Raw genomic sequence first — 23,744 nt, forward strand, 5'->3', positions numbered from 1 at the left:
CGATCTGCCCCCCAACATGTTCAATCCCTCAAATCCGACTCATGAATCGGCTGCTCCCGACTGGTCGCCCGCTGATACTGCGCCGGCCAGACCGCTTTGTTGCCGCCCAGATCATCGTCCGCATGCAGCGGCCAGTACGGATCACGCAGCAGCTCGCGGGCGAGGAAGATCAGGTCAGCCTGGCCGGTGCGCAGGATATGCTCGGCCTGGGCCGGCTCGGTGATCATGCCGACGGTGCCGGTGGCAATCTCCGACTCTTTGCGCACCCGCTCGGCAAAACGGGTCTGGTAGCCAGGGCCGGTGGGAATCTCGGCGTTCATCGAGGTGCCGCCGGAGGACACGTCGATCAGGTCCACGCCCAACGCCCTGAGGCGTCTGGCCAGTTCGACGGTTTCGTCCGGGTTCCAGCCATCCTCGACCCAGTCGGTCGCCGACACCCGCACGAACAGCGGCAGGGAATCCGGCCAGACCTCGCGCACCGCCTCGGTGACTTGCAGGGTCAGGCGGATGCGGTTGTCGAAGCAACTGCCATAGCTGTCACGCCGCTGGTTGCTCAACGGCGACAGAAACTGGTGCAGCAGATAACCATGGGCCGCGTGGATTTCGACCACCTTGAACCCCGCCACCAACGCCCTTTTCGCCGCGGCGACGAAGGCATCGATGACATCACGGATCTGCGATTCGCTGAGTTCGGTGGGCGGCGTGTGTTGCGGGTCGAAGGCGATTTTTGACGGTCCCACCGGGATCCAGCCGCCGTCTTCCGGCTTGACGCTGCCATGCTTGCCCAGCCACGGCCGATGGGTGCTGGCCTTGCGCCCGGCATGGGCCAACTGGATACCCGGCACGGCGCCTTGAGCGGTGATGAAACGAGTGATTCGCTGTAGCGCCGGGATCTGCGCGTCGTCCCACAGGCCCAGGTCCTGGGCGGTGATGCGACCGTCGGCGGTAACCGCCACGGCTTCGGTGATCACCAGGCCGGCGCCACCGACCGCCCGACTGCCGAGGTGCACCAAGTGCCAGTCGTTGGCCAGGCCATCGACGCTGGAATACTGGCACATGGGGGAAACGGCGATGCGGTTAGGCAGGGTCAACTGACGCAGGGTGTATGGCTCAAGCAACAGGCTCATGAGGGCACCTCTCCATGACTCCGAATGGTAGGCCGAACCGAGCGCTCATTCTTCCCTGCGGCTCAGTGCCGGTCCTACTGAGCCTAGACCAGTTTCCTACCCTCGGGTCAGCGGACCGATCAGCGCGGCTCCATGTGCGCGATCATCAACTGCACGCTTTCCTGGCCGCGGAACTCGTTGACGTCGAGCTTGTAGGCCAGTTCCACCCAGCGCACGGTGGGGTTCGGCCAGACTTCGCGGTCGACACTGAAGGCAATGCCGTCCAGCCGGACCGCACCGCATTCGCTCTTGAGCACCACCTTCAGGTGCCGCTCGCCCACCACCCGCTGCTCCACCAACTGGAACACGCCGTGGAACAACGGCTCGGGGAAGTGTTGACCCCACGGCCCGGCATGGCGCAGGGCGCGGGCCAGTTCGAGGTGGAATTCCTCGACCGCCAAGGTGCCGTCGGACAGCAACCGGCCGGTCAGGTCTTCTTCACGCAGCTGGCGCCGGACTTCCTCGTCGAAGGCCTCGGCGAACGCCGGGAAATTCTCTGCCGGCAACGACAGGCCCGCCGCCATGGCGTGGCCGCCGAATTTGCTGATGAGCTGCGGATGACGCGCCGCCACGGCGTCCAGCGCGTCGCGAATATGAAAGCCCGGCACCGACCGCGCCGAGCCCTTGAGCATGCCTTCGCCAGCATCGGCAAAGGCGATGGTCGGACGGTGATAGCGCTCTTTCATCCGCGAAGCGAGGATACCGATCACGCCCTGGTGCCAATCGGCTTCGAACAGGCACAGGCCGAACGGCATGGATTCCACCGGCAGGTCCTTGAGCTGGGCCAGGGCTTCGCGCTGCATGCCCTGCTCGATGGACTTGCGGTCCTGGTTCAGTTCGTCCAGTTGCGCAGCCATGTCCCGCGCCAGTTGCGGGTCTTCGCTAAGCAGGCATTCGATGCCCAGGCTCATGTCATCCAGGCGTCCGGCGGCGTTGAGGCGCGGGCCGATGATAAAGCCGAGGTCGGTGGAGGTGATGCGCTGGTGATCGCGGCGCGCCACCTCCAGAATCGCCTTGAGTCCGGGGCGGGCGCGACCGGCGCGAATCCGCTCCAGGCCCTGGTGCACCAGGATGCGGTTGTTGGCGTCCAGCGGCACCACGTCGGCCACACTGCCCAGGGCCACCAGATCCAGCAGTTCGCCGAGGTTGGGTTGCGGTTTGTCCTGGAAGTGGCCAAGGCTGCGCAGTTGCGCGCGCAATGCCAGCAGCACATAGAAGATCACCCCGACGCCGGCCAACGACTTGCTCGGGAACTCGCACCCCGGCTGGTTCGGGTTGACGATCGCATCGGCCTGGGGCAATTCGCTGCCGGGCAAGTGGTGGTCGGTGACCAGCACTTTCAGCCCCGCCGCCCGCGCCGCCGCCACGCCTTCGACGCTGGAAATGCCGTTATCCACGGTGACCAGCAGGTCCGGCGAGCGCTGCAGCGCTACTGCAACGATTTCCGGGGTCAGGCCGTAGCCATATTCGAAGCGGTTGGGCACCAGATAATCGACATGGGCCGCACCGAGAAGACGTAGGCCGAGCACGCCGACCGTACTGGCGGTGGCGCCGTCGGCATCGAAGTCACCGACGATAAGGATGCGCTGGCGCTTGGCCAGGGCGTCCAGCAGCAGGTCCACCGCGGCATCGATGCCCTTGAGCATCTGGTACGGCAGCAGCCGGCCCAGGCTCTTGTCCAGCTCTTCCGCGCTCTGCACGCCACGGGCGGCGTACAGGCGGGTCAGCAGGGGTGGCAGGTCGCCAAGAAACGGCAGGGTGGACGGCAGTGAACGCGGCTCGATACGCATGGGACGGCTTTGGCTTCCATGAAAAACAAAAAAACGGACGGCTGCTTAGCCGCGATCACCCAGCAACCACTCCAACTGGACTTCATGCTGACCACGGTCGTCGGTGACGAAGATCGTCCCTTCGCTGATCATCACGTCCCACTTGATGGCGCGCGGCATGTTGGTAGACAGGGTTTCCAGCACCTCTTGCGGCACCGCGGCGATATTGACGTTCTTCAGGCCCTTGACCGCATCGACTACCTTGCCGGTCCACACACGCAGGCTGCCGTAAGCCAGCAGGCTGGTGCGCTCGGTGCGGCGCGAGCACCAGGTCAGGCGATCGGCGTCCGGCTGGCCGACTTCGATCCAGTGCAGAACGCGGTCATCCAGGCTCTTTTCCCACAGCGCAGGCTCATCGACGTCCGACAGACCACGCCCGAACGACAACTGCTCGTTGTACCAGAAGGCGTAGGCCAGCAGCCGCACGGCCATGCGCTCTTCGGTTTCCGAAGGGTGGCGGGCGATGGTCTGCTTGACGCTTTCGTACACGCCGCGGTCGAGGTCAGTGAGGTTCAGTTCGAATTTGTAGGTGGTGGACGGCTGGGCCATGGGGCGGGCTTCTGATAACGGGGAAAGTCGCCCAGTCTACCCGATGCGACGGCTATCAACTAAGCGAACCCACAATCATGAGCTACAACAGTATCTGAGCCTTTCGCCCTGTGATAAAAACGAGCGCCTTGCCCACCGCCACGGATGTCTTATGTCGCTGCCCAGCAAACCTCTTGCCGGCCTCAAGGTCGTCGAACTCGGAACCCTGATTGCCGGACCGTTCGCCTCGCGGATCTGTGCCGAATTCGGCGCCCAGGTGGTCAAGGTCGAGTCACCCGACGGCGGCGACCCGCTGCGCAAGTGGCGCAAGCTCTACGAGGGCACCTCGCTGTGGTGGTTCGTCCAGGCGCGCAACAAGCAGTCGCTGACCCTCAACCTCAAGCATCCCGACGGCCTGGCGATCCTCAAGCGCCTGCTGGCCGATGCCGACATCCTCATCGAGAACTTCCGCCCCGGCGTGCTGGAAAAGCTCGGCCTGGGCTGGGACGTGCTCAAGGCGCTGAACCCGAAACTGGTGATGGTGCGCCTGTCCGGCTTCGGCCAGACCGGGCCGATGAAAGACCAGCCGGGCTTCGGCGCGGTGGGCGAGTCCATGGGCGGGCTGCGCTACATCACCGGCTTCGAAGACCGCCCGCCCGTGCGCACCGGGATTTCCATCGGTGATTCCATTGCCGCCCTGTGGGGTGTGATCGGCGCGCTCATGGCGCTGCGCCACCGCGAGGTGAACGGTGGCGAAGGCCAAGTGGTGGACGTGGCGCTGTACGAAGCGATCTTCGCCATGATGGAAAGCATGGTTCCGGAGTTCGACGTATTCGGCTTCATCCGCGAGCGCACCGGCAACATCATGCCCGGCATCACGCCCTCTTCCATCCACACCAGCGCCGACGGCAAGCACGTGCAGATCGGCGCCAACGGCGACGCAATCTTCAAGCGCTTCATGCTGGCGATCGGTCGCCCCGACCTCGCCGACGACCCGACCCTGGCCAGCAACGACGGCCGCGACCTGCGCCGCGACGAGCTGTATGGCGTGATCGACCGCTGGGCCAACAGCGTGCCGCTGGACACCTTGATGCAGACGCTCAACGACGCGGAAGTGCCGGCCAGCCGCATCTATTCCGCCGAAGACATGTTCAGCGACCCGCAATACCTCGCCCGCGAGATGTTCCTCCAGGCCAGGCTGCCCGACGGCAAGCCGTTCAAGATGCCCGGCATCGTGCCCAAGCTCTCCGATACCCCGGGTTCCGCCGAATGGGTCGGTCCAGAACTGGGCGAACACACCGAGCGGTTATTGGGTGAGCTGGGCTACAGCGCAGCGGCCATCGCCAATCTTCGTGAACAGGGTGCCATCTGACCGGGGCGCTGCGGCGACTCGGCCTGGGCGCTCTGCTCGGCATGCTGCTGGCCGCGCCGGGCGCAGCGTGGGCGAAGGAGCGGCTGGTCTGGCTGCTGCGTGATTTGCCGCCGCTGACGATTTTCGAGGGTTCGCGCAAAAGCCAGGGCGCGGTGGATCAGATGCTGGCGATGCTGATCGAGCGCATGCCCGAGTACGACCACAGCATCCAGCGGGTCAACCGTGCCCGAGCCTTGCAGATGCTCCAGGAGGGCGGTTTCAATTGCGACCCGACGCTGCTCTGGACGCCCGAACGTGCGCGCTTCATCCATTTTTCGGTGCCGAGCATGGGCACCCTGAGCAACGGCCTGGTGGTGCGCAAGCAGGACCAGGCGCTGGTGGAGCCGTTCCTGGTCAACCATGCCGTCGACCTCAAGGCCCTGCTGGCCAACCCGCCGGCCCGGCTCGGCATGGTCGCCGAACGCAGCTACAGCACACCGATCGACAGCGTGCTGAAGACCACGCCCGCGGAAAACCTGACGCCACATTACGGCACCGACGCGGTCAGAAGCCTTCTGCAGATGCAGCATCTGGGGCGGCTGAAATGGCTGCTGGCCTACTGGCCAGAGGTGCGTTATCTGAGCCTTGAACTGGGCCAGTCATTGGACGATCTGGTGTTCTACCCGATCCAGGGCGTGACGCAGTACCAGTTCATCCACGTCGGCTGTTCCGATACGCCGCTGGGTCACGAAGCCGTTACCCACATCAACCAGTTGCTGCTGGAGCTGCGCAAGGAAACCCTGCCGCCGCTCTATGGCCAGTGGCTCGACCCGCAAATGCGCGAAAGCTACATGAAGGATGCCGAACGCTTTTTCGACGATGACGCGCCGTAAACAGGCAAAAAGAAACCCCGGACGGTGGGGAGGCCGCTCGGGGTTAAACGAAGGCCCTTGGGCCTCGTGTATGACAGTCAGAAAGCATCGGAGCAAAATGCCATCTGGCTGCCTGTATAAGGTCTGATTACGTTGCTAAGGAAAGGTTCCTACAAGGTAGCCGATAAATTCCTATCCTGTCGGGCGTGTTGCCAGGCCGCGATCACACAGGGCTGCAAACGTCCTTCGGCAATGCGCAGATCGCGTTGCAGACCGTCCACCAAGTCCACCAGCAGGCGCTGATCCTGCAACTGGCTGGCCCTGACCGTGCGCTGCAACACTTCCAGGCCGGACTCGTCGCTCAGCGACAAGGCAAAATCGGTAGTCCCCTGGGGCGCCAGCGTGACCAGATAAGGTGCGAATGCTTCGTTGAGCAACAAGCTGACAGATTCCATCTTGTTCACTATTCACCTCGTTAGGACAAAGGGTCTTTAACTGACCCTGTGAGCGGCGGGAAAGTTCGGCCAGGTCACTTCGCTACACGTTCAGCGAGAATGCCCACGGAACATGACAGATTCAATCTGCACCCCTGATTAATATCAGAAAGCCAGTAGCCAGCTCAAGCCGCACCGTTTCGTGCCAGCGCCGCCGGCTCATGGGCACTCATCCACTTCAACAACTCTTCTTCGCCCATCGGCCTCGCGACAAAACCACCTTGCACCCGCGGTTTTCCTACATGGTTCAGGGCCCGCCAATCGTTGAAGGTCTCCACGCCCTGCACCACCACGTCCAACGCCAGGCGCCGCGCCAGGATCAACGCCGTCGCCACCGCGCCCGACTTCTTGCCGTCAGCGGCCAGGCCGCGCAGCAACTCGGCAGGCAACTTCAATTCACTCAGGGGCAGCGCAAACAGTTGCGGCAGATGGCCGGCGGCGCTGCCTGAACATTCCAGTGCAAGACGACAACCGAGCTGCCGCAACACCGCCCATTGCTCGCCGTCGAGCAGGCCACAGTGGCCCTCCTTCAACGTCAGCGTGAGCACGCTGGCAGGCAGTTCCAGCGTCACCAGCAGTTGCGCCAACCGTGCGACGAAGCCGGCATCCGGCAACAACGCGGGTGGCAGTTCCACCGTCACCGGTAGCGGCTGACCACCGCCAAGGCAGGTCACCGAACTGAAAGCCAGTGCATGTTCGAGCACATGCCAGGTCAGCACGTCGAGCAGCCCGACCCCATTGGGCACGGTAAAGAACTGGCCCGGTGCCAACAGACCAAGGGTCGGGTGCTGCCAGCGCACGCTCGCTTCGACGCCAACCAGCGCACCCGCGGCGCAGATCATCGGCTGGTAACGAACCCGCCACTGCGCGCGGGACAAGGCCAGTTGCTCGGGAGACAGGCGAGTCAGTTCGAGGATATGCGGCGGTACGCCCGCCTGTTGTGGCACGTGTGCGTCTTCGCAGTACTGCGACAGCAGGCGGTGCAGCGTGGCGCAACTGGCCGGCTTGCGCACGCAGCCCAGCAGGTGCAGACCAAGCTGCCGGGACAGCTCGCCAATGCTGTCGAGCAGCGCGGGCTCGGCATCACTGAGGACGATCAACGCGTCAGCCAGCGCGTTTTCCGCCAGGTGCCGGATCAACGCCAAACCGTCGGCACCTTCCATGTACAGGTCGCAGATGGCGATATCCACCGGCCCACGGCGGGCCAGCATCTGCTTCGCGCACTCCACCGACTCGGCGGCCAGGACGTCGAACACGCCGTTGGCGTTGAGCATCTGGTGCAATGCCATGAGTTGAAAGGGATGGTCTTCGAGGATCAGGACCTTGAGCGAGTGCATCAACGTTTCTCCGCAGGTTGCAGGCTCGTGCGGCGGCACAAAGTCGCAACTCTAGGGAAAACAGAACGGCGGCCCTATAGGAAAAATCCCAAATTTAGCGCTCCATTTCCAACCGCCGCCGACGAACCGGCCTGAAACGCAGTTGCAAGCTTCAAGTGTCACGCTGCAAGAACAAACCGACCTGCGCGATACCTGCTCTTTCTTGTAGCTCGCAGCTTGCAGCCGGAAAAGAAAAAGCCCGTCACTCGACGGGCTTTTTCTTTTCCGGTGTCCGATCAGAGCGGTTTGCCGCGGTTGCCGTGCTTGCTGACGAAAGCCTGAACCTGGCTCAGGTCGTTGGCCAGGACCGTGCACCGCTCTTCACGGGAGAACAGGTCGGTCAGGTGGGCTGGCAGTTCCAGTTCCTTGCCGATGCCGGCCTTCTCCACCGCTTCCGGGAATTTGACCGGGTGCGCGGTGCCCAGCACCACCATCGGCGTATCCAGGCTGCGACGGCACTCGCGGCCGGCCTTGACGCCGATCGCGGTGTGCGGATCGAGGATCTCGCCCGTCTGGGCGAAGACTTCGGCGATGGTTTCGCAGGTCTGCGCGTCATCGACGGCCAGGGAATCGAACAGCTTGCGGGCTTCGACCCAACGGTCTTCTTCGACGCTGAAGCCGCCACCCTGCTTGAAGTTGGCCATCAGCTCGGCGATAGCCGCGCCGTTACGACCGTGCAGGTCGAACAGCAGGCGCTCGAAGTTCGACGACACCATGATGTCCATCGACGGCGACAGGGTCGCGTGCAGGGTTTCCTTGACGTACTGGTTGCCGCTCATGAAGCGGTGCAGGATGTCGTTGCGGTTGGTGGCGACGATCAGTTGGCTGATCGGCAGGCCCATGTTGCGCGCCAGGTAGCCGGCGAAGATGTCGCCGAAGTTGCCGGTCGGCACCGAGAACGCCACGGAACGCGCCGGGCCGCCCAACTGCAGGGCCGCGTGGAAGTAGTAGACGATCTGGGCCATGATCCGCGCCCAGTTGATCGAGTTGACCGCTACCAGGCGAGTGCCCTTGAGGAAGTCCTGATCGGCGAAGCTGGCCTTGACCATTTCCTGGCAGTCATCGAAGTTGCCTTCGATGGCGATGTTGTGGATGTTCTCGCCGAAGATGGTGGTCATCTGGCGACGCTGCACTTCCGACACGCGCTGGTGCGGATGCAGGATGAAGATATCGACGTTGTCGCAACGGCGGCAGCCTTCGATGGCCGCGGAACCGGTATCACCACTGGTAGCACCGATGATCACGACGCGCTCGCCGCGCTTGACCAGCACGTGGTCCAGCAGACGACCGAGCAGTTGCAGGGCGAAGTCCTTGAACGCCAGGGTTGGGCCGTGGAACAGCTCCAGCACCCATTCGTTGCTGTTCAGTTGACGCAGCGGTGCGATCGCGGCGTGAGCGAACTCACCGTAGGTTTCTTCGAGAATCTTCTTGAAATCGGCGTCGGCGATGCTGCCGGTGACGAACGGGCGCATCACCCGGAACGCCAGCTCGTGGTATGGCAGGCCGGCCCAGGAAGCGATCTCTTCCTGGGTGAAACGCGGCAGGTTTTCCGGCACATAAAGACCGCCATCGCTGGCAAGACCGGCCAGCAGCACGTCTTCGAAATTCAGGGCAGGAGCCTGGCCACGGGTACTGATATAGCGCATGAGGGCAAACCTTTCTTTGAGCTGCAAGCTTCAAGCGTGAAGCTGCAAGAGAGCGGCGGTGCACCTTCTTGCAGCTTGTAACTTGCAGCTAGACGTTAGTTGAGCTGTTCGACGCGGATCCGCACGACCTTGCCGATCACGTCCTGGAGGGCTTCCAGCGCCGCGATGGCGTCGTTCATGCGTTTCTCCTGGACCTTGTGGACCAGCAGGATCATCGGCACCAGGCCGTCCTGTTCCTCGACTTCCTTCTGCATGATCGACTCGATGTTGATCCCGCGCTCGGAGAGGATGCTTGCCACCTGGGCCAGTACGCCCGGATGGTCCTTGGCCTGGATGCGCAGGTAGTAGGCGCTTTCGCAGGCATCGATCGGCAGGATCGGGTGGGCCGACAGCGAATCCGGCTGGAAGGCCAGGTGCGGAACGCGGTTTTCCGGGTCGGCGGTCATGGCACGAACCACGTCCACCAGGTCGGCGACGACCGAGGAAGCAGTGGGTTCCATGCCGGCGCCAGCGCCGTAGAACAGGGTCGAACCCGCGGCGTCGCCGTTGACCATCACGGCGTTCATCACGCCATTGACGTTGGCAATCAGGCGGTCAGCCGGGATCAGCGTCGGGTGCACGCGCAGTTCGATACCGGTCGCGGTGCTGCGCGCCACGCCCAGGTGCTTGATGCGATAGCCCAGGGCCTCGGCGTAGTTCACGTCAGCAGTGGTGAGCTGAGTGATGCCTTCGGTGTAGGCCTTGTCGAACTGCAGCGGGATGCCGAAAGCGATGGAAGCGAGGATGGTCAGCTTGTGCGCAGCATCGATGCCTTCGACGTCGAAGGTCGGGTCCGCTTCGGCATAACCCAGCGCCTGGGCTTCGGCCAGCACGTCCGGGAAGGTGCGACCCTTCTCGCGCATTTCGGTGAGGATGAAGTTGCCGGTGCCGTTGATGATGCCGGCGACCCAGTTGATACGGTTGGCCGAGAGGCCTTCACGGATCGCCTTGATCACCGGGATGCCGCCGGCCACAGCGGCTTCGAAGGCGACGATCACGCCTTTTTCGCGGGCGCGGGCGAAGATCTCGTTGCCGTGCACGGCGATCAGCGCCTTGTTCGCGGTGACCACGTGCTTGCCGTTGTCGATGGCCTTGAGCACCAGCTCGCGGGCCACGGTATAGCCACCGATCAGTTCAATGACGATATCGATCTCGGGGTTGCTCGCGACTTCGAACACATCAGCGGTAATGGGGGTACCGGTAATCTGGCAGTTCGGGTTGGGCGAACGCATGGCAATCTGTGCCACTTCAATTCCACGCCCGGCGCGGCGGGCAATCTCCTCGGCGTTTCGCTGAAGTACGTTGAAGGTTCCGCCACCGACGGTCCCTAACCCACAGATGCCTACTTTGACCGGTTTCACTGTGAAACTCCCCATTGAACGACCGGTGTGGAACCGATCGTGAAAAAAGCCGCCTCCCCATGGTGGCGGCTCACTGATTGAATTACTTGGCGACGGCCAGGGCCAGCTTGGCCACTTGCGGGGCCGGCTGGTAGCCCGGGATCACCTGGCCATCTTCCAGCACGATGGCTGGCGTGCCGTTGACACCGATGGACTGGCCCATGGTGAACTGCTTGCTGACCGGGTTCTCGCACTTGGCGGCCTTGATTTCCTTGCCGTCGATCATCTTGTCCAGCGCACCCTTGCGGTCCTTGGAGCACCAGACCGCCTGCAACTGCTCGTCACCCGGCGAGCCGAGGCCCTGGCGCGGGAAGGCGACATAGCGCACTTCGATACCGAGCTTGTTCAGCTCAGGCACTTCGGCGTGCAGTTTGTGGCAGTACGGGCAGGTGGTGTCGGTGAACACCGTGATGTGCGACTTGGCCGGGCCAATGGCAGGATAAACCACCATTTCCGCGCCTGGAATGGCATTGATCGTCTTGGCGATGGCCTGACGCTCGGTCTTTTCAGTCAGGTTGACCGGCTTGCCGTCCTGCACCTGAAACAGATAGCCCTGGACCAGGAACTGGCCGTCGGCGCTGGCGTACAGCACACGCCCGCCCTTGAGTTTGACTTCGTACAGGCCATTGAGCGGACTGGCGGCGATGCTGTCGACCGGGACTTCCGACTCCAGCGACTGCAGGGTTTTGCGGATCGCCTGCTCGTCAGCCAGGACGAACGAACTGGCCAGCGCCAGCGCGGCGGCGGCAACAATCTTGATCATGCGCATTTGGAGCTCCTGAAAGCGTACAAGGGGCCGGGATGGGGACGCCCGGATGGAAAACACGGGGGATTGGCCGGCCCAAGACGTAAACCCCGGAAGACTACCATATTCATCGCCCTGCGACGGGCACCTTGACCGCTCGAATGCGCAGACAAACGAAGCGGCCGCGGCCGATTCGTTCTCTAACCCCTGGGATGGTGCCGAGCATGCAGTTCCTGCAGCCTCGCTCTGGCTACGTGAGTATAGATCTGGGTGGTCGACAGGTCGCTGTGGCCCAGCAGCATCTGCACCACGCGCAGGTCGGCGCCGTGGTTGAGCAGATGAGTGGCGAAGGCGTGGCGAAGGGTGTGGGGCGACAGCGCCTTGCCGATCCCGGCGACCTGGGCGTGGTGCTTGATACGGTGCCAGAAGGTCTGGCGGGTCATCTGCTCACCACGCTGGCTGGGAAACACCACGTCGCTGGGTCGACCATTGAGCAGGCCGTTGCGACCGTCACGCAGGTAGCGCTCCAGCCAGACCACCGCCTCCTCGCCCATCGGCACCAGCCGCTCCTTGCTGCCCTTGCCCATGACCCGCAACACGCCCTGGCGCAGGTTGATCTGGTCGAGGGTCAGGCTGACCAGTTCGGTAACCCGCAAACCACAGGCATACAGCACTTCGAGCATGGCGCGGTCGCGCTGGCCGATGTCTTCGCTCAGGTCCGGCGCCCGTAGCAGGGCTTCGACGTCAGCCTCGGAGAGCGATTTGGGCAATGGCCGGCCGAGCTGCGGCATATCGATCTGCAGGGTCGGGTCGACGGCAATCAGTTTTTCCCGCAGCAGGTAGCGGTAGAAACCGCGCAGGCCGGAAAGAAAACGCGCCGTGGAGCGCGGCTTGTAGGCGTGATCCAGGCGCCAGCCGAGGTGATCGAGGATCAGTTCGCGGCCGGCATCGGGCAATGCAATGCCCTTTTCCTGCAACCAGCCGTTGAACAGCGCCAGGTCGCTGCGATAGGACGCTCGGGTGTTGTCCGACAGGCCTTTTTCCAGCCACAGGGCATCAAGAAACTGGTCAATCAGGGGGTGGTCGATAGCAGGCATGAAAACTCGGAGACGGGGCGATGAAAACGCCGAAGTGCCGCTAGTCTTCCATAACCATGCCGGGATAGGGAGTCCGAATGAACGAACAACAGATTCTGCTCGCGTTTGGCGGCATTGGTGCGGCGGCACTGGGCTGCCAGTGGCTGGCCTGGCGCCTGAAGCTCCCGGCCATCCTGTTTCTGCTGCTCAGCGGCATTCTCGCCGGCCCCGTGCTGGGCTGGCTTGATCCGCAGGAAATGTTCGGCCCGCTGCTGATGCCACTGGTGTCGCTGGCGGTGGCGCTGATCCTGTTCGAAGGCAGCCTGACCCTGCACCTGTCGCAATGGCGCGACATCGGCAGCGTTGTGCAGCGCATGGTGACCGTCGGCGCGCTGGTCACCTGGGTGGTGATTGCCGTCGCAACGCACTGGCTGCTGGGTTTCGACTGGCCGTTGGCGGTGCTGTTCGGCACCCTGACGCTGGTTACCGGCCCCACGGTGATCGTGCCGATGCTGCGGGTGGTGCGACCCAAGGCGACGATCGCCAACATCCTGCGCTGGGAAGGCATCGTCATCGACCCGATCGGCGCGCTGCTGGCCGTGGTGGTCTACAGCTTCATCATCGCCAGCGCCGCGGATGACGGCCTGAGCCAGAGCCTGCGAACCTTCGCCGGAGTCATTCTCTGTGGCAGCGCGTTCGGTGCCGCCGGCGGCTGGTTGCTGGGCCAGGTGATGCGTGAGCAATGGCTGCCGGAATACCTGCACAACCTGGCGTCGCTGGCGGCGGTGCTGGGGATCTTCATCGCCGCCAACCAGGTGATGCACGAATCGGGACTGCTGGCGGTGACCCTGATGGGCATGTGGCTGGCCAACATGAAAGGCGTCGACGTCCGGCAGATCCTGCACTTCAAGGAAAACCTCAGCGTGCTGCTGATCTCCGGGCTGTTCATTCTGCTCGCCGCGCGCCTGGACCTGACCGCCCTCCTCGGCCTCGGCCCGTCGGTGCTGGCGCTGCTGCTGGTGATCCAGTTGATCGCCCGCCCCCTGAACGTCGCGCTCTCAACCTGGCGCTCGCCGCTGAACTGGCGCGAACGGGCGCTGCTGGCCTGGATCGCACCGCGGGGGATCGTCGCGGCGGCGGTCTCGGCGATCTTTGCGATTCGCCTGAACGAGGCCGGTCACGAGGGCGCCTTGCTGCTGGTGCCGCTGACCTTCGCCGTGATCATCGGCACGGTGGTCTTGCAGAGCGCAACGGCGCGGCCGCTGGCCCGCCTGCTGAAAGTCGCGGAGCCCGCGCCCAGCGGCTTTCTTATCGTCGGCGCCAACCCGCCCGCACGGGCGATTGGCAAGGCCTTGCAACAGATGGATTGCCGGGTGCTGCTGACCGACTCCAGTTGGGAGAACATCCGCGCGGCGCGCATGGACGGGCTGGCGACTTACTTTGGCAATCCGGCCTCGCAGCATGCGGATGCGCACCTGGACCTGGTCGGCCTGGGCCATCTGCTCGGGCTTTCTCCCGCAGGCGAGTTGAATGCGCTGGCCTGCATGCGCTTTCGTCACGACTTCGGCCATACCCGGCTGTTTTCGCTGGCCAGCGGCCTGGAGGTCAGCCGCAGCGACAAGCACCGGGCCAGTGACGAACACCGCGGGCATGTGCTGGGAAATCCGCCACTGACCTATGTACAACTGGCCAATCAACTGCACCACGGCGCCGAGCTGTACAGCACACACCTGACCGAAGCCTTCGACTGGGACGCCTATCGGGCGCTGCATGGTGAGCGGGCGACCTTGCTGTTTGCCCGGGACGCCAATGGCTGGGTGCATGTGTTCGGCCCGGACAGCCCGCTCAAGCCCGGGCCGGGGTGGACGGTGCTGGCGCTGATTAGACAGGATGAAAGCCGTTGAGCACTGCGATCAGAACCCGGGCAATACCGGAACCGGACGCTTGTCATCGTCGATGGCGACAAAACTGAACAGGCCGTGAATGGCTTTCTCGCGGCTGTCGCAGCTCATGCTTTCAACAAACACTTCGACTTCCACCTTGAGGCTGGTGTTGCCGACTTTAACGACCCGACCCACCAGCTCGACGATGGAACCCGCGGCGATCGGGTGCTTGAAGTCGATGCGGTCAGTGGACACGGTTACCAGTGGCAGACGGCAGAAGCGCGTCGCGGCAATGAACGACACTTCGTCCATCCAGGCCAGCGCGGTGCCGCCGAACAGGGTGTTGTGGTGGTTGGTCGTGGAGGGGAATACCGCCTTGGTCACGCGGGTGACCGACAGCTCGGTGCGGCGTTCGATTTCCTGGTCTCTGGGGGTCATGGGATCACTTGAACAAAGAATGCAGTTGCACGCTGCAAGCCATAAGGTTGGGGGGCACTGTAGGAGCGAGCTTGCTCGCGAAGGGCCCCAACATATTTAACCGACAAACATCTTGCGGCTTGAAGCTCACAGCGCTGAAAAACAAAAAGGGCAGCCCGGAGGCTGCCCTTTCTTTCGCAAAGGTCGGACTGGACTTAAGCCAGTTTTTCCTTGATGCGAGCTGCTTTACCGGACAGGTCACGCAGGTAGTACAGCTTGGCTTTACGCACGTCACCACGACGTTTCACGGCCAGGCTGTCGATTTGCGGGCTGTAGGTCTGGAAAGTACGCTCAACGCCAACACCGTTGGAGATTTTGCGAACGGTGAAAGCGCTGTTCAGACCACGGTTGCGCTTGGCGATTACAACGCCTTCGAAAGCCTGCAGACGGGAGCGGTCACCTTCCTTCACTTTCACCTGAACGACGATGGTGTCGCCCGGGGCGAAGGCCGGGATTTCTTTGCTCATCTGTTCAGCTTCGATCTGCTGAATGATTTTGTTGGTCATCTTGTGCTCCTAAGGTAAATCGTCGGATCTACCATCGATACGTTAACTATCGTCCCGCTCGCGGAGGTACTCCTCGAGCAGCTTCTTCTCTTCTCCAGAAAGTGAGCGACTTTCCAGAAGATCGACGCGTCGTTCATAGGTCCGCCCAAGGGACTGCTGTAAACGCCAACGCCGGATGTGTGCATGGTTGCCACTGAGCAACACGTCGGGAACACGCTGATCCGCATACACCTCCGGACGGGTGTAGTGCGGGCAATCAAGCAGACCGTCGGTGAAGGAATCCTCCTCCGCCGAGTCCGCATGCCCTAAAGCTCCGGGCAGCAGCCGTGTAACCGCATCAACCAGGACCATTGCCGGCAGCTCACCGCCAGACAATACGTAGTCACCAATCGACCACTCTTCATCGACATGAGCCTCAATAAAGCGCTCGTCAATGCCTTCATAACGACCGGCTATCAGAATCAACGATTCATGCTTCGCCAGGTCCTTGACCGCCGACTGAGTCAGCTTGCGGCCTTGTGGCGACAGGTAGATCACCTTCGCCGTTCCTCCGGTTGCCTGCCTGGCCTCGACCAGGGCGTCTTCCAGAGGCTTGATCTTCATCACCATGCCCGGACCACCGCCAAAAGGCCGATCATCTACCGTGTGGTGACGATCCGTGGTGTAGTCCCGCGGGTTCCAGCAGGTCAGTTGCAACAACCCCTGTTTCACCGCTCGGCTGGTAATGCCGTACTCACTGATGGCCGAGAACATCTCGGGAAACAGCGTGATGACGTCTACGCGCAGGCTGGCCATTGCTTAGAAGTCCGCGTCCCATTCCACCCTCATTTCGCCTGCCGCCAGGTCGATTGCCAACACGCATTGCTCTGTATAGGGCAATAGCCGTTCACGATCATCCAGGCTGCCAGCGCAGGGCTTGACCACCATTACATCGTTCGCACCGGTCTCCAACAGGTGATCAACCTTGCCGAACAGATGTCCGTCCTGGTTGATGACACTCAGACCCACGAGCTGATACCAGTAGTAATCGCCGTCGGTCAGGTTGGGCAAAAGGCTGCGAGAGATACAAATCTCATAACCGCTCAGAAGACGAGCTTCATCACGATCGTCGAGCCCTTTGAGCTTGGCGACCAGATCCTTTTGAGTGGATCGGCCCGAGACCAGCTCTACCTGCTTGACCACACCTTCGCGCCGAAGCGTCCAGTTGGGGAAATCCAGCAGGTTTTCGATCGGATCGGTAAAGGAATAGACCTTCACCTCGCCGCGAACGCCGTGAACCGAAAAAATCTTGCCGACAACGATCAAGTCATCAGCGTTTTTTGGCGTCGCGTTCATATTGCTCAGGCGGCAGCCTTGGCAGCGTCCTTCAACAGCTTGGCAACGCGCTCAGAAGGCTGTGCGCCAACGCTCAGCCAATGAGCAACGCGGTCTTCCTTAACGGACAGACGAACTTCCTGGCCACGAGCGATAGGGTTGAAGAAACCAACCTGCTCAATGTGCGAACCGGTAACAGCGTTACGCGAGTCGGTCACGGTCAGGGTGTAAAATGGGCGCTTTTTGGAGCCGCCACGGGCAAGACGGATGGTTAGCATTGAACATCGTTCCTGTAGTCGGTGCTGCAAATCATAATGCACAGCGGGCACACGGGTGCCCGAAAGGCCGCATATTCTCAAGGAATACACGGGTATTTGCAAATGCCTTTTTACACGAGGTAAAAGGCCTGCCTGCTGATCTGCGGTTTGCACTGCCTTATATAAAAGGCAGCAATGGTCCCGCCGAGGCGGGATTTCAGTCGCTGGCACATCTACACGCCAACGACTTGAATCGGGTTTACATCTTGGGCATGCCGCCGCCAGGCATCATGCCGCCCAGGCCGCGCATCATTTTGGCCATGCCGCCCTTGGCAGAAAACTTCTTCATCATCTTCTGCATTTGCTTGTGCTGCTTGATCAGGCGGCCAATGTCCTGCACCTGGGTGCCGGAACCCATGGCGATACGGCGTTTGCGCGAACCGCTGATCAGGTCAGGGTCACGGCGCTCGGCCGGGGTCATGGAGTTGATGATCGCTTCCATCTGCTTGAACTGCTTCTCGGCTGCGCCCTGGGCGTTGCCCATCTGCGCCAGGTTGACCCCACCGATGCTCGGCAGCTTGTCCATCAGGCCGCCGAGGCCGCCCATGTTCTTCATTTGCAGGAGCTGGTCGCGGAAGTCTTCGAGGTCGAAGCCCTTGCCCTTCTTCAGCTTCTTGGCGAGTTTGTCGGCCTTTTCCTTGTCGAGCGTCTGCTCGGCCTGCTCGATCAGGCTGAGCACGTCGCCCATGCCGAGGATCCGCGAGGCGATACGGTCAGGGTGGAACGGCTCGAGCGCTTCAGTCTTCTCGCCCATACCGATGAACTTGATCGGCTTGCCGGTGATCGCGCGCACCGACAGCGCGGCACCGCCACGGGCATCACCGTCGACCTTGGTCAGCACCACACCGGTCAGCGGCAGGGCATCGCCGAACGCCTTGGCGGTGTTGGCGGCGTCCTGGCCGGTCATGGCGTCGACCACGAACAGCGTTTCGATCGGTTTGACCGCGGCGTGCAGGTCCTTGATCTCGGCCATCATCTCGGCGTCGATGTGCAGACGACCGGCGGTATCGACGATAACCACGTCGATGAATTTCAGCTTGGCTTCGCGGATCGCCGCTTCGGCGATGGCCACCGGCTTCTGGCTGATGTCCGACGGGAAGAAGGTCACGCCGATATCGTTGGCCAGGGTTTCCAGTTGCTTGATCGCCGCCGGACGGTAGACGTCGGCCGAAACGACCATGACGGTCTTCTTCTTGCGCTCTTTAAGGAAGCGCGCGAGCTTGCCGGCGGTGGTGGTCTTGCCCGCGCCCTGCAGGCCGGCCATCAGTACCACGGCGGGCGGTGCGGCATTCAGACTCAGGTCTTCGTTGGCCGCGCCCATCAATTCTTCGAGTTCGGCCTGGACGATCTTCACGAACGCCTGGCCCGGCGTCAGGCTGCGCGAAACCTCGGTCCCGACCGCACGTTCCTTGACCTTGTTGACGAAGTCCTTCACCACCGGCAAGGCGACGTCGGCTTCGAGCAACGCCATGCGCACTTCGCGCAGGGTGTCTTTGATGTTGTCTTCGTTCAGCTTGGCCTTGCCAGTGACATGGCGCAGCGTCTGTGACAGACGATCGGTCAGGTTTTCAAACATGGGGATCCTTTCGGGCTCTTGTAGAACCGAGGTTTATCAGCCGCCCCAGGCGCATTCGGCCGGCCTTGGGCAGGGGCAGGGCGGCGATTATAACGAAGACTCGCGCCAGCGCACACCATACCGTCGGCGCACAGTCTTCCTAGGGGGCCGGGTTCTATGCCAAACTCATCGGCTTTCGGGCTTGCCTAACAGGACTTATGCTCCCCTTGTCACCCAGCTTGCTACCCAACCTGATCGCCGCCTGCCTCTACGCCGCCGCGATCATCCTCCAAGGCACCGGCCTGGCCCGGGGCGTCAAGGCCGACAAACGGCTGCTCGGCCTGCTGGGAGGCCTGGCGGTCATCGCCCAGGGCGCCGCGCTGTACTGGCAGTTGCTCACGCCGCTGGGACTGAGCCTGGACTTCTTCAGCGCCGCCAGCCTGATCGCCACCGCAGTCATTGCCATCACCCTGCTCGCCTGCCTGCGCAGTCCGGTGGAGAACCTGCTGCTGTTGCTGTTCCCACTGGGCCTGCTGACGGCCCTGATCGCGCAATTCGCGCCGTCGGGCACGGTTCCGCTGATCAACGAAGAGCCCGGCATCCTCGCGCATATCCTGCTGTCGATCCTCGCCTACGGCCTGTTCACCATCGCGGTGTTCCAGTCGCTGTTGCTGCTGATGCAGGACCACCAGCTCAAGCACAAGCATCCGTCCGGGCTGATCCGCAATTTCCCGCCGCTGCAAACCATGGAAAGCCTGCTGTTCGGCTTCCTCTGGGCCGGCTGGGGCCTGCTCTCGCTGTCGCTGATCTCCGGCTGGTTGTTCCTCGACAACCTGTTCGCCCAGCATCTGGTCCACAAGACCTTGCTGGCCTGCGTCGCCTGGATCGTGTTCAGCGTGCTGCTGTGGGGCCGCACCCGCCTCGGCTGGCGCGGACACAAGGCGATCCGCTGGACCCTCGCCGGGTTCTGCCTGCTGATGCTGGCGTATTTCGGCAGCAAGCTGGTACGCGAATTCATTCTGCATATCTGACGGGCGAACTATGGACACCTTGCCGTTGGCTCCGCTGCTCGGGCTTCTGGCCCTGGCCTTGCTGTGGTCGGCACTGTTCACCGCGGTCGACGCCGCCCGCGTGCAACTGGCGGGCAACCGGCGCAACGGCAATGGCGGCGCCCGCGACACCTCTGACCTCCCGCCCCAGGCGCTGATCTTCGGCGCCACCCTCGGCAAGCTGCTGGTGCTGGCCCTCGCCGGCCTGACCGGCCTGCGCTGCCAGGGCGAGACCGGTTTCTGGCTGGGCTGCCTGGCAGCGGCCATCCTGCTGCTGGTCTGCGCAGAGTACCTGCCGCGGCAACTGGCCCGACGCAACCCGGAAGCCTTTATCGGCCTGGGCATCGTCCTGCGCCTTCCGCTGCGCCTGCTGCAGCCGCTGGCCTGGTTGCTGGACTGCATCGCGCGCCTGATCCTGCGCCCTTTTTCAGTGCGGCCGAGCATGGTCAACCAGCATGAACAGAATGCCGACAGCGAGCCGGACGATAGCGACGCCTCGGAGGAAAACCCCTCCCACAGCAGTCTCCCCACCAGCCTGAAGGCGCTGGAGAGGGTCACTGTCAACCACATCCTGGTGCCGCGCAGCGAAGTCGACGGGATCAACCTGGACGATTCGATCGAGCAGATCATCGCGCAATTGAACACCTGCAAACACACGCGACTGCCGGTATTCCACAACGACATCAACCAGGTCCAGGCGGTGCTCAACACGCGGCATATCGCCCACTTGCTGCCCAAGGCCGAGCTGACCCACGAAACCCTGCTGGCCGCCTGCTACGAGCCCTACTTCGTCCCGGAAAGCACCCCGCTGCAACTGCAGTTGCTCAATTTCCACAAGCAACAGCGGCGGATGGGCATCGTTGTCGACGAGTACGGCGAGGTGGAGGGCATCGTCACCCTGGAAGACATCCTCGAAGAAATCGTCGGCGAGTTCGAAGAACAGGACGACCTCGACAACCCGCATATCCACCCGCAAGGGGATGGCCGTTACGTGATCGAAGGCAACGTGGCGATCCGCGAGCTCAACCGCAGCCTTGGCTGGCACCTGCCCAGCGACGGACCGAAGACCCTCAACGGCCTGGTCACCGAGGCGCTGGAAAGCATCCCGGCCAGCGCGGTGTGCCTGAAGATTGGCCGCTACCGCCTGGAAATCCTCGAAACCGAAGACAACTGCGCCAGCCGGATCCTGGTCTGGACCGTCGCCCGCCAGCCCGCCGCCTGATTCGTTACGCCCGCAACGCCTGACATAGACACATTTCGTATCGAATCTGGCTATACTCGGGCCACGCTTACCCAGCCCTGCCGTCGCGCCCGCTACCCGCTCCCGGCGCTTTCCGGCCAGTCCGCACCGCCTGCATCGCGCGCTTTACCGGCACCGCTTCACACCCCGAACAGTGCCCGCGCCCGCCCCCATCCCCCCAGGGCTATGCTCGGCCGCGCGACCCATACCAAAAAAATGCTCCGACGCAGCGCCGTCGCCCGTGCGCGGCCGCCCAGGAAGCCTTCGACTGTCAGGGGACCTTGCATGACCACCAGCAGCACCTACAACAATGAGGCCGACACCGCGCCGTCCGGCAATTCGCCGGCCCGCGTCGCCACCGCCAGCTTCATCGGCACTGCCATCGAGTTCTACGATTTCTATGTCTACGCCACCGCCGCCGCGCTGGTGATCGGACCGGTGTTCTTCCCGCAGACCTCCGGCACCGCGCAGATGCTGTCGGCGTTTCTCACCTTCGGTATCGCCTTCCTCGCGCGGCCACTGGGCTCGGCGCTGTTCGGCCACTTCGGCGACCGGATCGGACGCAAATCCACCCTGGTCGCCTCGCTGCTGCTGATGGGGGTGTGCACCACGCTGATTGGCGTGCTGCCGGGGCATGACAGCATCGGCAACTGGGCGCCGGTCCTGCTCTGCATCCTGCGTTTCGGCCAGGGCCTGGGCCTGGGCGGCGAATGGGGCGGCGCGGCGCTGTTGGCCACCGAGAACGCGCCCAAGGGCAAGCGCGCCTGGTTCGGCATGTTCCCGCAACTCGGCCCGTCCATTGGTTTCCTCGCCGCCAACGGCCTGTTCCTGGCGCTGGCGATGCTGCTGAGCGACGAAGACTTCCGCGCCTGGGGCTGGCGCATCCCGTTCCTGCTCAGCGCGGCACTGGTGATCGTCGGCCTGTACGTGCGCCTGAAACTGGAAGAAACCCCGGTGTTCGCCAAGGCCATGGCCAGCCACCAGCGCGTGAAGCTGCCGGTGGTCGAACTGTTCGCCCAATACTGGCTGCCGGTGCTGCTCGGCGCCGGGGCGATGGTGGTGTGCTATGCGCTGTTCTACATCTCGACGGTGTTTTCGCTGAGCTACGGCGTGTCGACGCTGGGCTACACCCGGGAAACCTTCCTCGGCCTGCTGTGCTTCGCGGTGCTGTTCATGGCCCTGGCCACGCCGCTGTCGGCCTGGCTCAGCGACCGTTACGGGCGCAAGCCGGTGCTGGTGATCGGCGCGCTGATGGCGATCGCCTCGGGCTTTGCCATGGAGCCGTTGCTGACCTCCGGGTCCACCGCCGGCGTGGCGTTGTTCCTGGCGATCGAGCTGTTCCTGATGGGGGTGACATTCGCACCGATGGGCGCGCTGCTGCCCGAACTGTTCCCCACCCACGTGCGCTACACCGGCGCGTCGGCGGCTTATAACCTGGGCGGAATCGTCGGCGCCTCGGCAGCACCGTTCTTCGCACAGAAGCTGGTGGCGATGGGGGGATTGAGCTGGGTGGGCGGGTATGTGTCGGCCGCGGCGCTGCTGAGCCTGATCGCCGTGCTGTGCCTGAAGGAAACCCGGCACGCGGAGTTGTAACGACAACGCGGGGCGAGCCAGGCGGCCCGCCCCGCGTCTACAGCCTTACAGCTCGACCTTGACTGCTTGCGAAGCGCGGGTCGCCTTGGCCCGGGCGGCCTCGATCGACTCGTCGCGCGCCAGGCACACGCCCATCCGGCGCTGACCGTTGACTTCCGGCTTGCCGAACAGGCGCAGCGCGGTATCAGGCTCGGCCAGGGCAGCGCCGAGATTGTCGAACGCGGTCTGCTGCGACTGACCTTCCACCAGGATTACCGCGGACGCCGACGGACCGAACTGACGGACCGACGGGATCGGCAGGCCGAGAATCGCCCGGGCGTGCAGGGCGAACTGCGACAGGTCCTGGGAAATCAGGGTCACCAGGCCGGTGTCATGCGGGCGCGGCGAGACTTCGCTGAACCACACCTGATCGCCCTTGACGAACAGTTCGACGCCGAACAGACCGCGGCCGCCCAACGCCTCGGTGACCGCCTTGGCCACGCGCTCGGACTCGGCCAGCGCCACCGGGCTCATGGCCTGTGGCTGCCAGGATTCCTGGTAGTCGCCCTTCTCCTGACGGTGTCCGACAGGCGCCAGGAAGGTGGTGCCGCCGACATGACGAACGGTCAGCAGGGTGATTTCGTAGTCGAAATCGATGAAGCCTTCGATGATCACCCGGCCCTTGCCGGCACGGCCGCCTTCCTGGGCGTAGTCCCAGGCTTTCTGCAGGTCGTCGGCGCTTTTCAGCAGGCTCTGGCCCTTGCCCGACGAACTCATCACCGGCTTGACCACACACGGGAAGCCCAGGTCCAGGGCGGCCTTGCTGTAGTCCTCGAAGGTGTCGGCAAAGTGGTAAGGCGAGGTGGGCAGGTCCAGCTCTTCAGCCGCCAGGCGACGGATGCCTTCGCGGTTCATGGTCAGTTGCGCGGCGCGGGCGGTGGGCACCACGGTGAAGCCTTCGGCTTCCAGCTCGACCAGGGTCGCGGTGGCGATGGCTTCGATTTCCGGGACGATGTAGTGCGGTTTCTCGGCCTCGATGACCGCACGCAGGGCGGCGCCGTCGAGCATGTTGATCACGTGGCTGCGATGCGCCACCTGCATGGCCGGGGCATTGGCGTAACGGTCCACGGCGATCACTTCGACGCCCAGGCGTTGCAGCTCGATCACCACTTCCTTGCCCAGCTCGCCACAGCCACAGAGCAGTACACGGGTCGCGGTGGGCGACAATGGGGTTCCGATACGGGTCATCTCAGGTCCTCAAAGGGAAGGAATCCATGGCCGCCCCAGCACGGTGCGGGCCAGCGAAAGG

22 protein-coding genes are annotated in these 23,744 nt (G+C 63.3%); 6 read left to right on the forward strand and 16 right to left on the reverse strand.

The features are described from left to right. Positions 1-20: 20 nt before the first annotated feature. The 3 genes from NTD82_RS08945 to NTD82_RS08955 all read right to left on the reverse strand — a co-directional run bounded on the left by NTD82_RS08945 (position 21) and on the right by NTD82_RS08955 (position 3,544). Complete coding sequence (locus NTD82_RS08945) at positions 21-1,127, reverse strand: NADH:flavin oxidoreductase/NADH oxidase (protein ID WP_262128498.1); 1,107 nt, start codon at positions 1,125-1,127, stop codon at positions 21-23. Between the two features lie 119 nt (positions 1,128-1,246). After that, a complete protein-coding gene (gene recJ / locus NTD82_RS08950; RefSeq protein ID WP_262128499.1) occupies positions 1,247-2,956 on the reverse strand; it encodes a single-stranded-DNA-specific exonuclease RecJ in 1,710 nt (569 codons plus the stop codon). 45 nt (positions 2,957-3,001) lie between these two features. Then, positions 3,002-3,544 (reverse strand): YaeQ family protein, encoded by a 543-nt coding sequence (locus NTD82_RS08955; protein WP_095154181.1) that lies wholly within the window; start codon positions 3,542-3,544, stop codon positions 3,002-3,004. A 151-nt stretch (positions 3,545-3,695) separates the two neighbouring features. Between NTD82_RS08955 and NTD82_RS08960 the strand changes: the two genes are divergently transcribed. Together NTD82_RS08960 and NTD82_RS08965 are read left to right on the forward strand one after the other, a co-directional pair. Beyond that, entirely contained in the window at positions 3,696-4,895 is a 1,200-nt protein-coding gene (locus NTD82_RS08960) for a CaiB/BaiF CoA transferase family protein (protein WP_262128500.1), read from the forward strand. A 41-nt stretch (positions 4,896-4,936) separates the two neighbouring features. After that, positions 4,937-5,767: a TIGR02285 family protein gene (locus NTD82_RS08965; protein WP_262128501.1), complete on the forward strand. Its 831-nt coding sequence runs from the start codon at positions 4,937-4,939 to the stop codon at positions 5,765-5,767. A gap of 149 nt (positions 5,768-5,916) precedes the next feature. Here NTD82_RS08965 and NTD82_RS08970 read toward each other — a convergent pair whose 3' ends face one another. The 6 genes from NTD82_RS08970 to xerD form a co-directional block, all read right to left on the reverse strand. Next, positions 5,917-6,201 carry a DUF3509 domain-containing protein gene (locus NTD82_RS08970; RefSeq protein WP_095154359.1) on the reverse strand — a complete coding sequence of 95 codons (285 nt, stop codon included), beginning with the start codon at positions 6,199-6,201 and terminating at the stop codon, positions 5,917-5,919. Positions 6,202-6,365: 164 nt separating this feature from the next. Beyond that, complete coding sequence (locus NTD82_RS08975; protein WP_262128502.1) at positions 6,366-7,577, reverse strand: EAL domain-containing protein; 1,212 nt, start codon at positions 7,575-7,577, stop codon at positions 6,366-6,368. Between the two features lie 275 nt (positions 7,578-7,852). Continuing rightward, complete coding sequence (gene thrC, locus NTD82_RS08980) at positions 7,853-9,262, reverse strand: threonine synthase (RefSeq protein WP_262128503.1); 1,410 nt, start codon at positions 9,260-9,262, stop codon at positions 7,853-7,855. A 95-nt stretch (positions 9,263-9,357) separates the two neighbouring features. Further along, on the reverse strand, positions 9,358-10,662 hold the full coding sequence (locus NTD82_RS08985) for a homoserine dehydrogenase (RefSeq protein WP_262128504.1): 1,305 nt from the start codon (positions 10,660-10,662) through the stop codon (positions 9,358-9,360). An 82-nt stretch (positions 10,663-10,744) separates the two neighbouring features. Continuing rightward, positions 10,745-11,470 (reverse strand): bifunctional protein-disulfide isomerase/oxidoreductase DsbC, encoded by a 726-nt coding sequence (dsbC, locus tag NTD82_RS08990; RefSeq protein WP_095154187.1) that lies wholly within the window; start codon positions 11,468-11,470, stop codon positions 10,745-10,747. Between the two features lie 176 nt (positions 11,471-11,646). Next, on the reverse strand, positions 11,647-12,543 hold the full coding sequence (gene xerD / locus NTD82_RS08995; RefSeq protein WP_262128505.1) for a site-specific tyrosine recombinase XerD: 897 nt from the start codon (positions 12,541-12,543) through the stop codon (positions 11,647-11,649). A gap of 77 nt (positions 12,544-12,620) precedes the next feature. Between xerD and NTD82_RS09000 the strand changes: the two genes are divergently transcribed. Then, the gene (locus NTD82_RS09000; protein ID WP_262128506.1) at positions 12,621-14,426 is read left to right on the forward strand and encodes a cation:proton antiporter; all 1,806 of its coding nucleotides are present in this window, start codon (positions 12,621-12,623) and stop codon (positions 14,424-14,426) included. Between the two features lie 9 nt (positions 14,427-14,435). On the opposite strand, the gene NTD82_RS09005 is transcribed toward NTD82_RS09000, so the two are convergent. The 6 genes from NTD82_RS09005 to ffh all read right to left on the reverse strand — a co-directional run bounded on the left by NTD82_RS09005 (position 14,436) and on the right by ffh (position 18,595). Continuing rightward, entirely contained in the window at positions 14,436-14,843 is a 408-nt protein-coding gene (locus tag NTD82_RS09005; protein ID WP_262128507.1) for an acyl-CoA thioesterase, read from the reverse strand. A gap of 194 nt (positions 14,844-15,037) precedes the next feature. Beyond that, positions 15,038-15,388: a 50S ribosomal protein L19 gene (gene rplS / locus NTD82_RS09010; RefSeq protein ID WP_095154191.1), complete on the reverse strand. Its 351-nt coding sequence runs from the start codon at positions 15,386-15,388 to the stop codon at positions 15,038-15,040. Positions 15,389-15,430: 42 nt separating this feature from the next. Next, positions 15,431-16,183 carry a tRNA (guanosine(37)-N1)-methyltransferase TrmD gene (trmD, locus tag NTD82_RS09015; RefSeq protein WP_110968198.1) on the reverse strand — a complete coding sequence of 251 codons (753 nt, stop codon included), beginning with the start codon at positions 16,181-16,183 and terminating at the stop codon, positions 15,431-15,433. Between the two features lie 3 nt (positions 16,184-16,186). After that, positions 16,187-16,723, reverse strand: a complete 537-nt coding sequence (gene rimM / locus NTD82_RS09020) for a ribosome maturation factor RimM (RefSeq protein WP_095154193.1) — start codon at positions 16,721-16,723, stop codon at positions 16,187-16,189. A 5-nt stretch (positions 16,724-16,728) separates the two neighbouring features. Then, a complete protein-coding gene (gene rpsP / locus NTD82_RS09025) occupies positions 16,729-16,980 on the reverse strand; it encodes a 30S ribosomal protein S16 (RefSeq protein ID WP_095154194.1) in 252 nt (83 codons plus the stop codon). Positions 16,981-17,218: 238 nt separating this feature from the next. Further along, entirely contained in the window at positions 17,219-18,595 is a 1,377-nt protein-coding gene (ffh, locus tag NTD82_RS09030; protein WP_095154195.1) for a signal recognition particle protein, read from the reverse strand. Between the two features lie 197 nt (positions 18,596-18,792). Between ffh and NTD82_RS09035 the strand changes: the two genes are divergently transcribed. From NTD82_RS09035 to NTD82_RS09045, 3 genes are all read left to right on the forward strand, one after another. Next, positions 18,793-19,605: an inner membrane protein YpjD gene (locus NTD82_RS09035; protein ID WP_410017037.1), complete on the forward strand. Its 813-nt coding sequence runs from the start codon at positions 18,793-18,795 to the stop codon at positions 19,603-19,605. A gap of 10 nt (positions 19,606-19,615) precedes the next feature. Then, positions 19,616-20,845, forward strand: coding sequence for a transporter associated domain-containing protein (locus NTD82_RS09040; protein WP_095154197.1), 1,230 nt, complete (start codon positions 19,616-19,618; stop codon positions 20,843-20,845). A 303-nt stretch (positions 20,846-21,148) separates the two neighbouring features. After that, on the forward strand, positions 21,149-22,456 hold the full coding sequence (locus NTD82_RS09045; RefSeq protein ID WP_262128509.1) for an MFS transporter: 1,308 nt from the start codon (positions 21,149-21,151) through the stop codon (positions 22,454-22,456). A gap of 45 nt (positions 22,457-22,501) precedes the next feature. Here NTD82_RS09045 and purT read toward each other — a convergent pair whose 3' ends face one another. After that, complete coding sequence (purT, locus tag NTD82_RS09050; protein ID WP_110968192.1) at positions 22,502-23,683, reverse strand: formate-dependent phosphoribosylglycinamide formyltransferase; 1,182 nt, start codon at positions 23,681-23,683, stop codon at positions 22,502-22,504. Positions 23,684-23,744 lie beyond the last annotated feature (61 nt).

Origin of the sequence: Pseudomonas sp. 5P_5.1_Bac1, from assembly GCF_025466015.1 — a bacterium.
In the GTDB taxonomy this organism is placed as follows: Bacteria; Pseudomonadota; Gammaproteobacteria; order Pseudomonadales; family Pseudomonadaceae; genus Aquipseudomonas.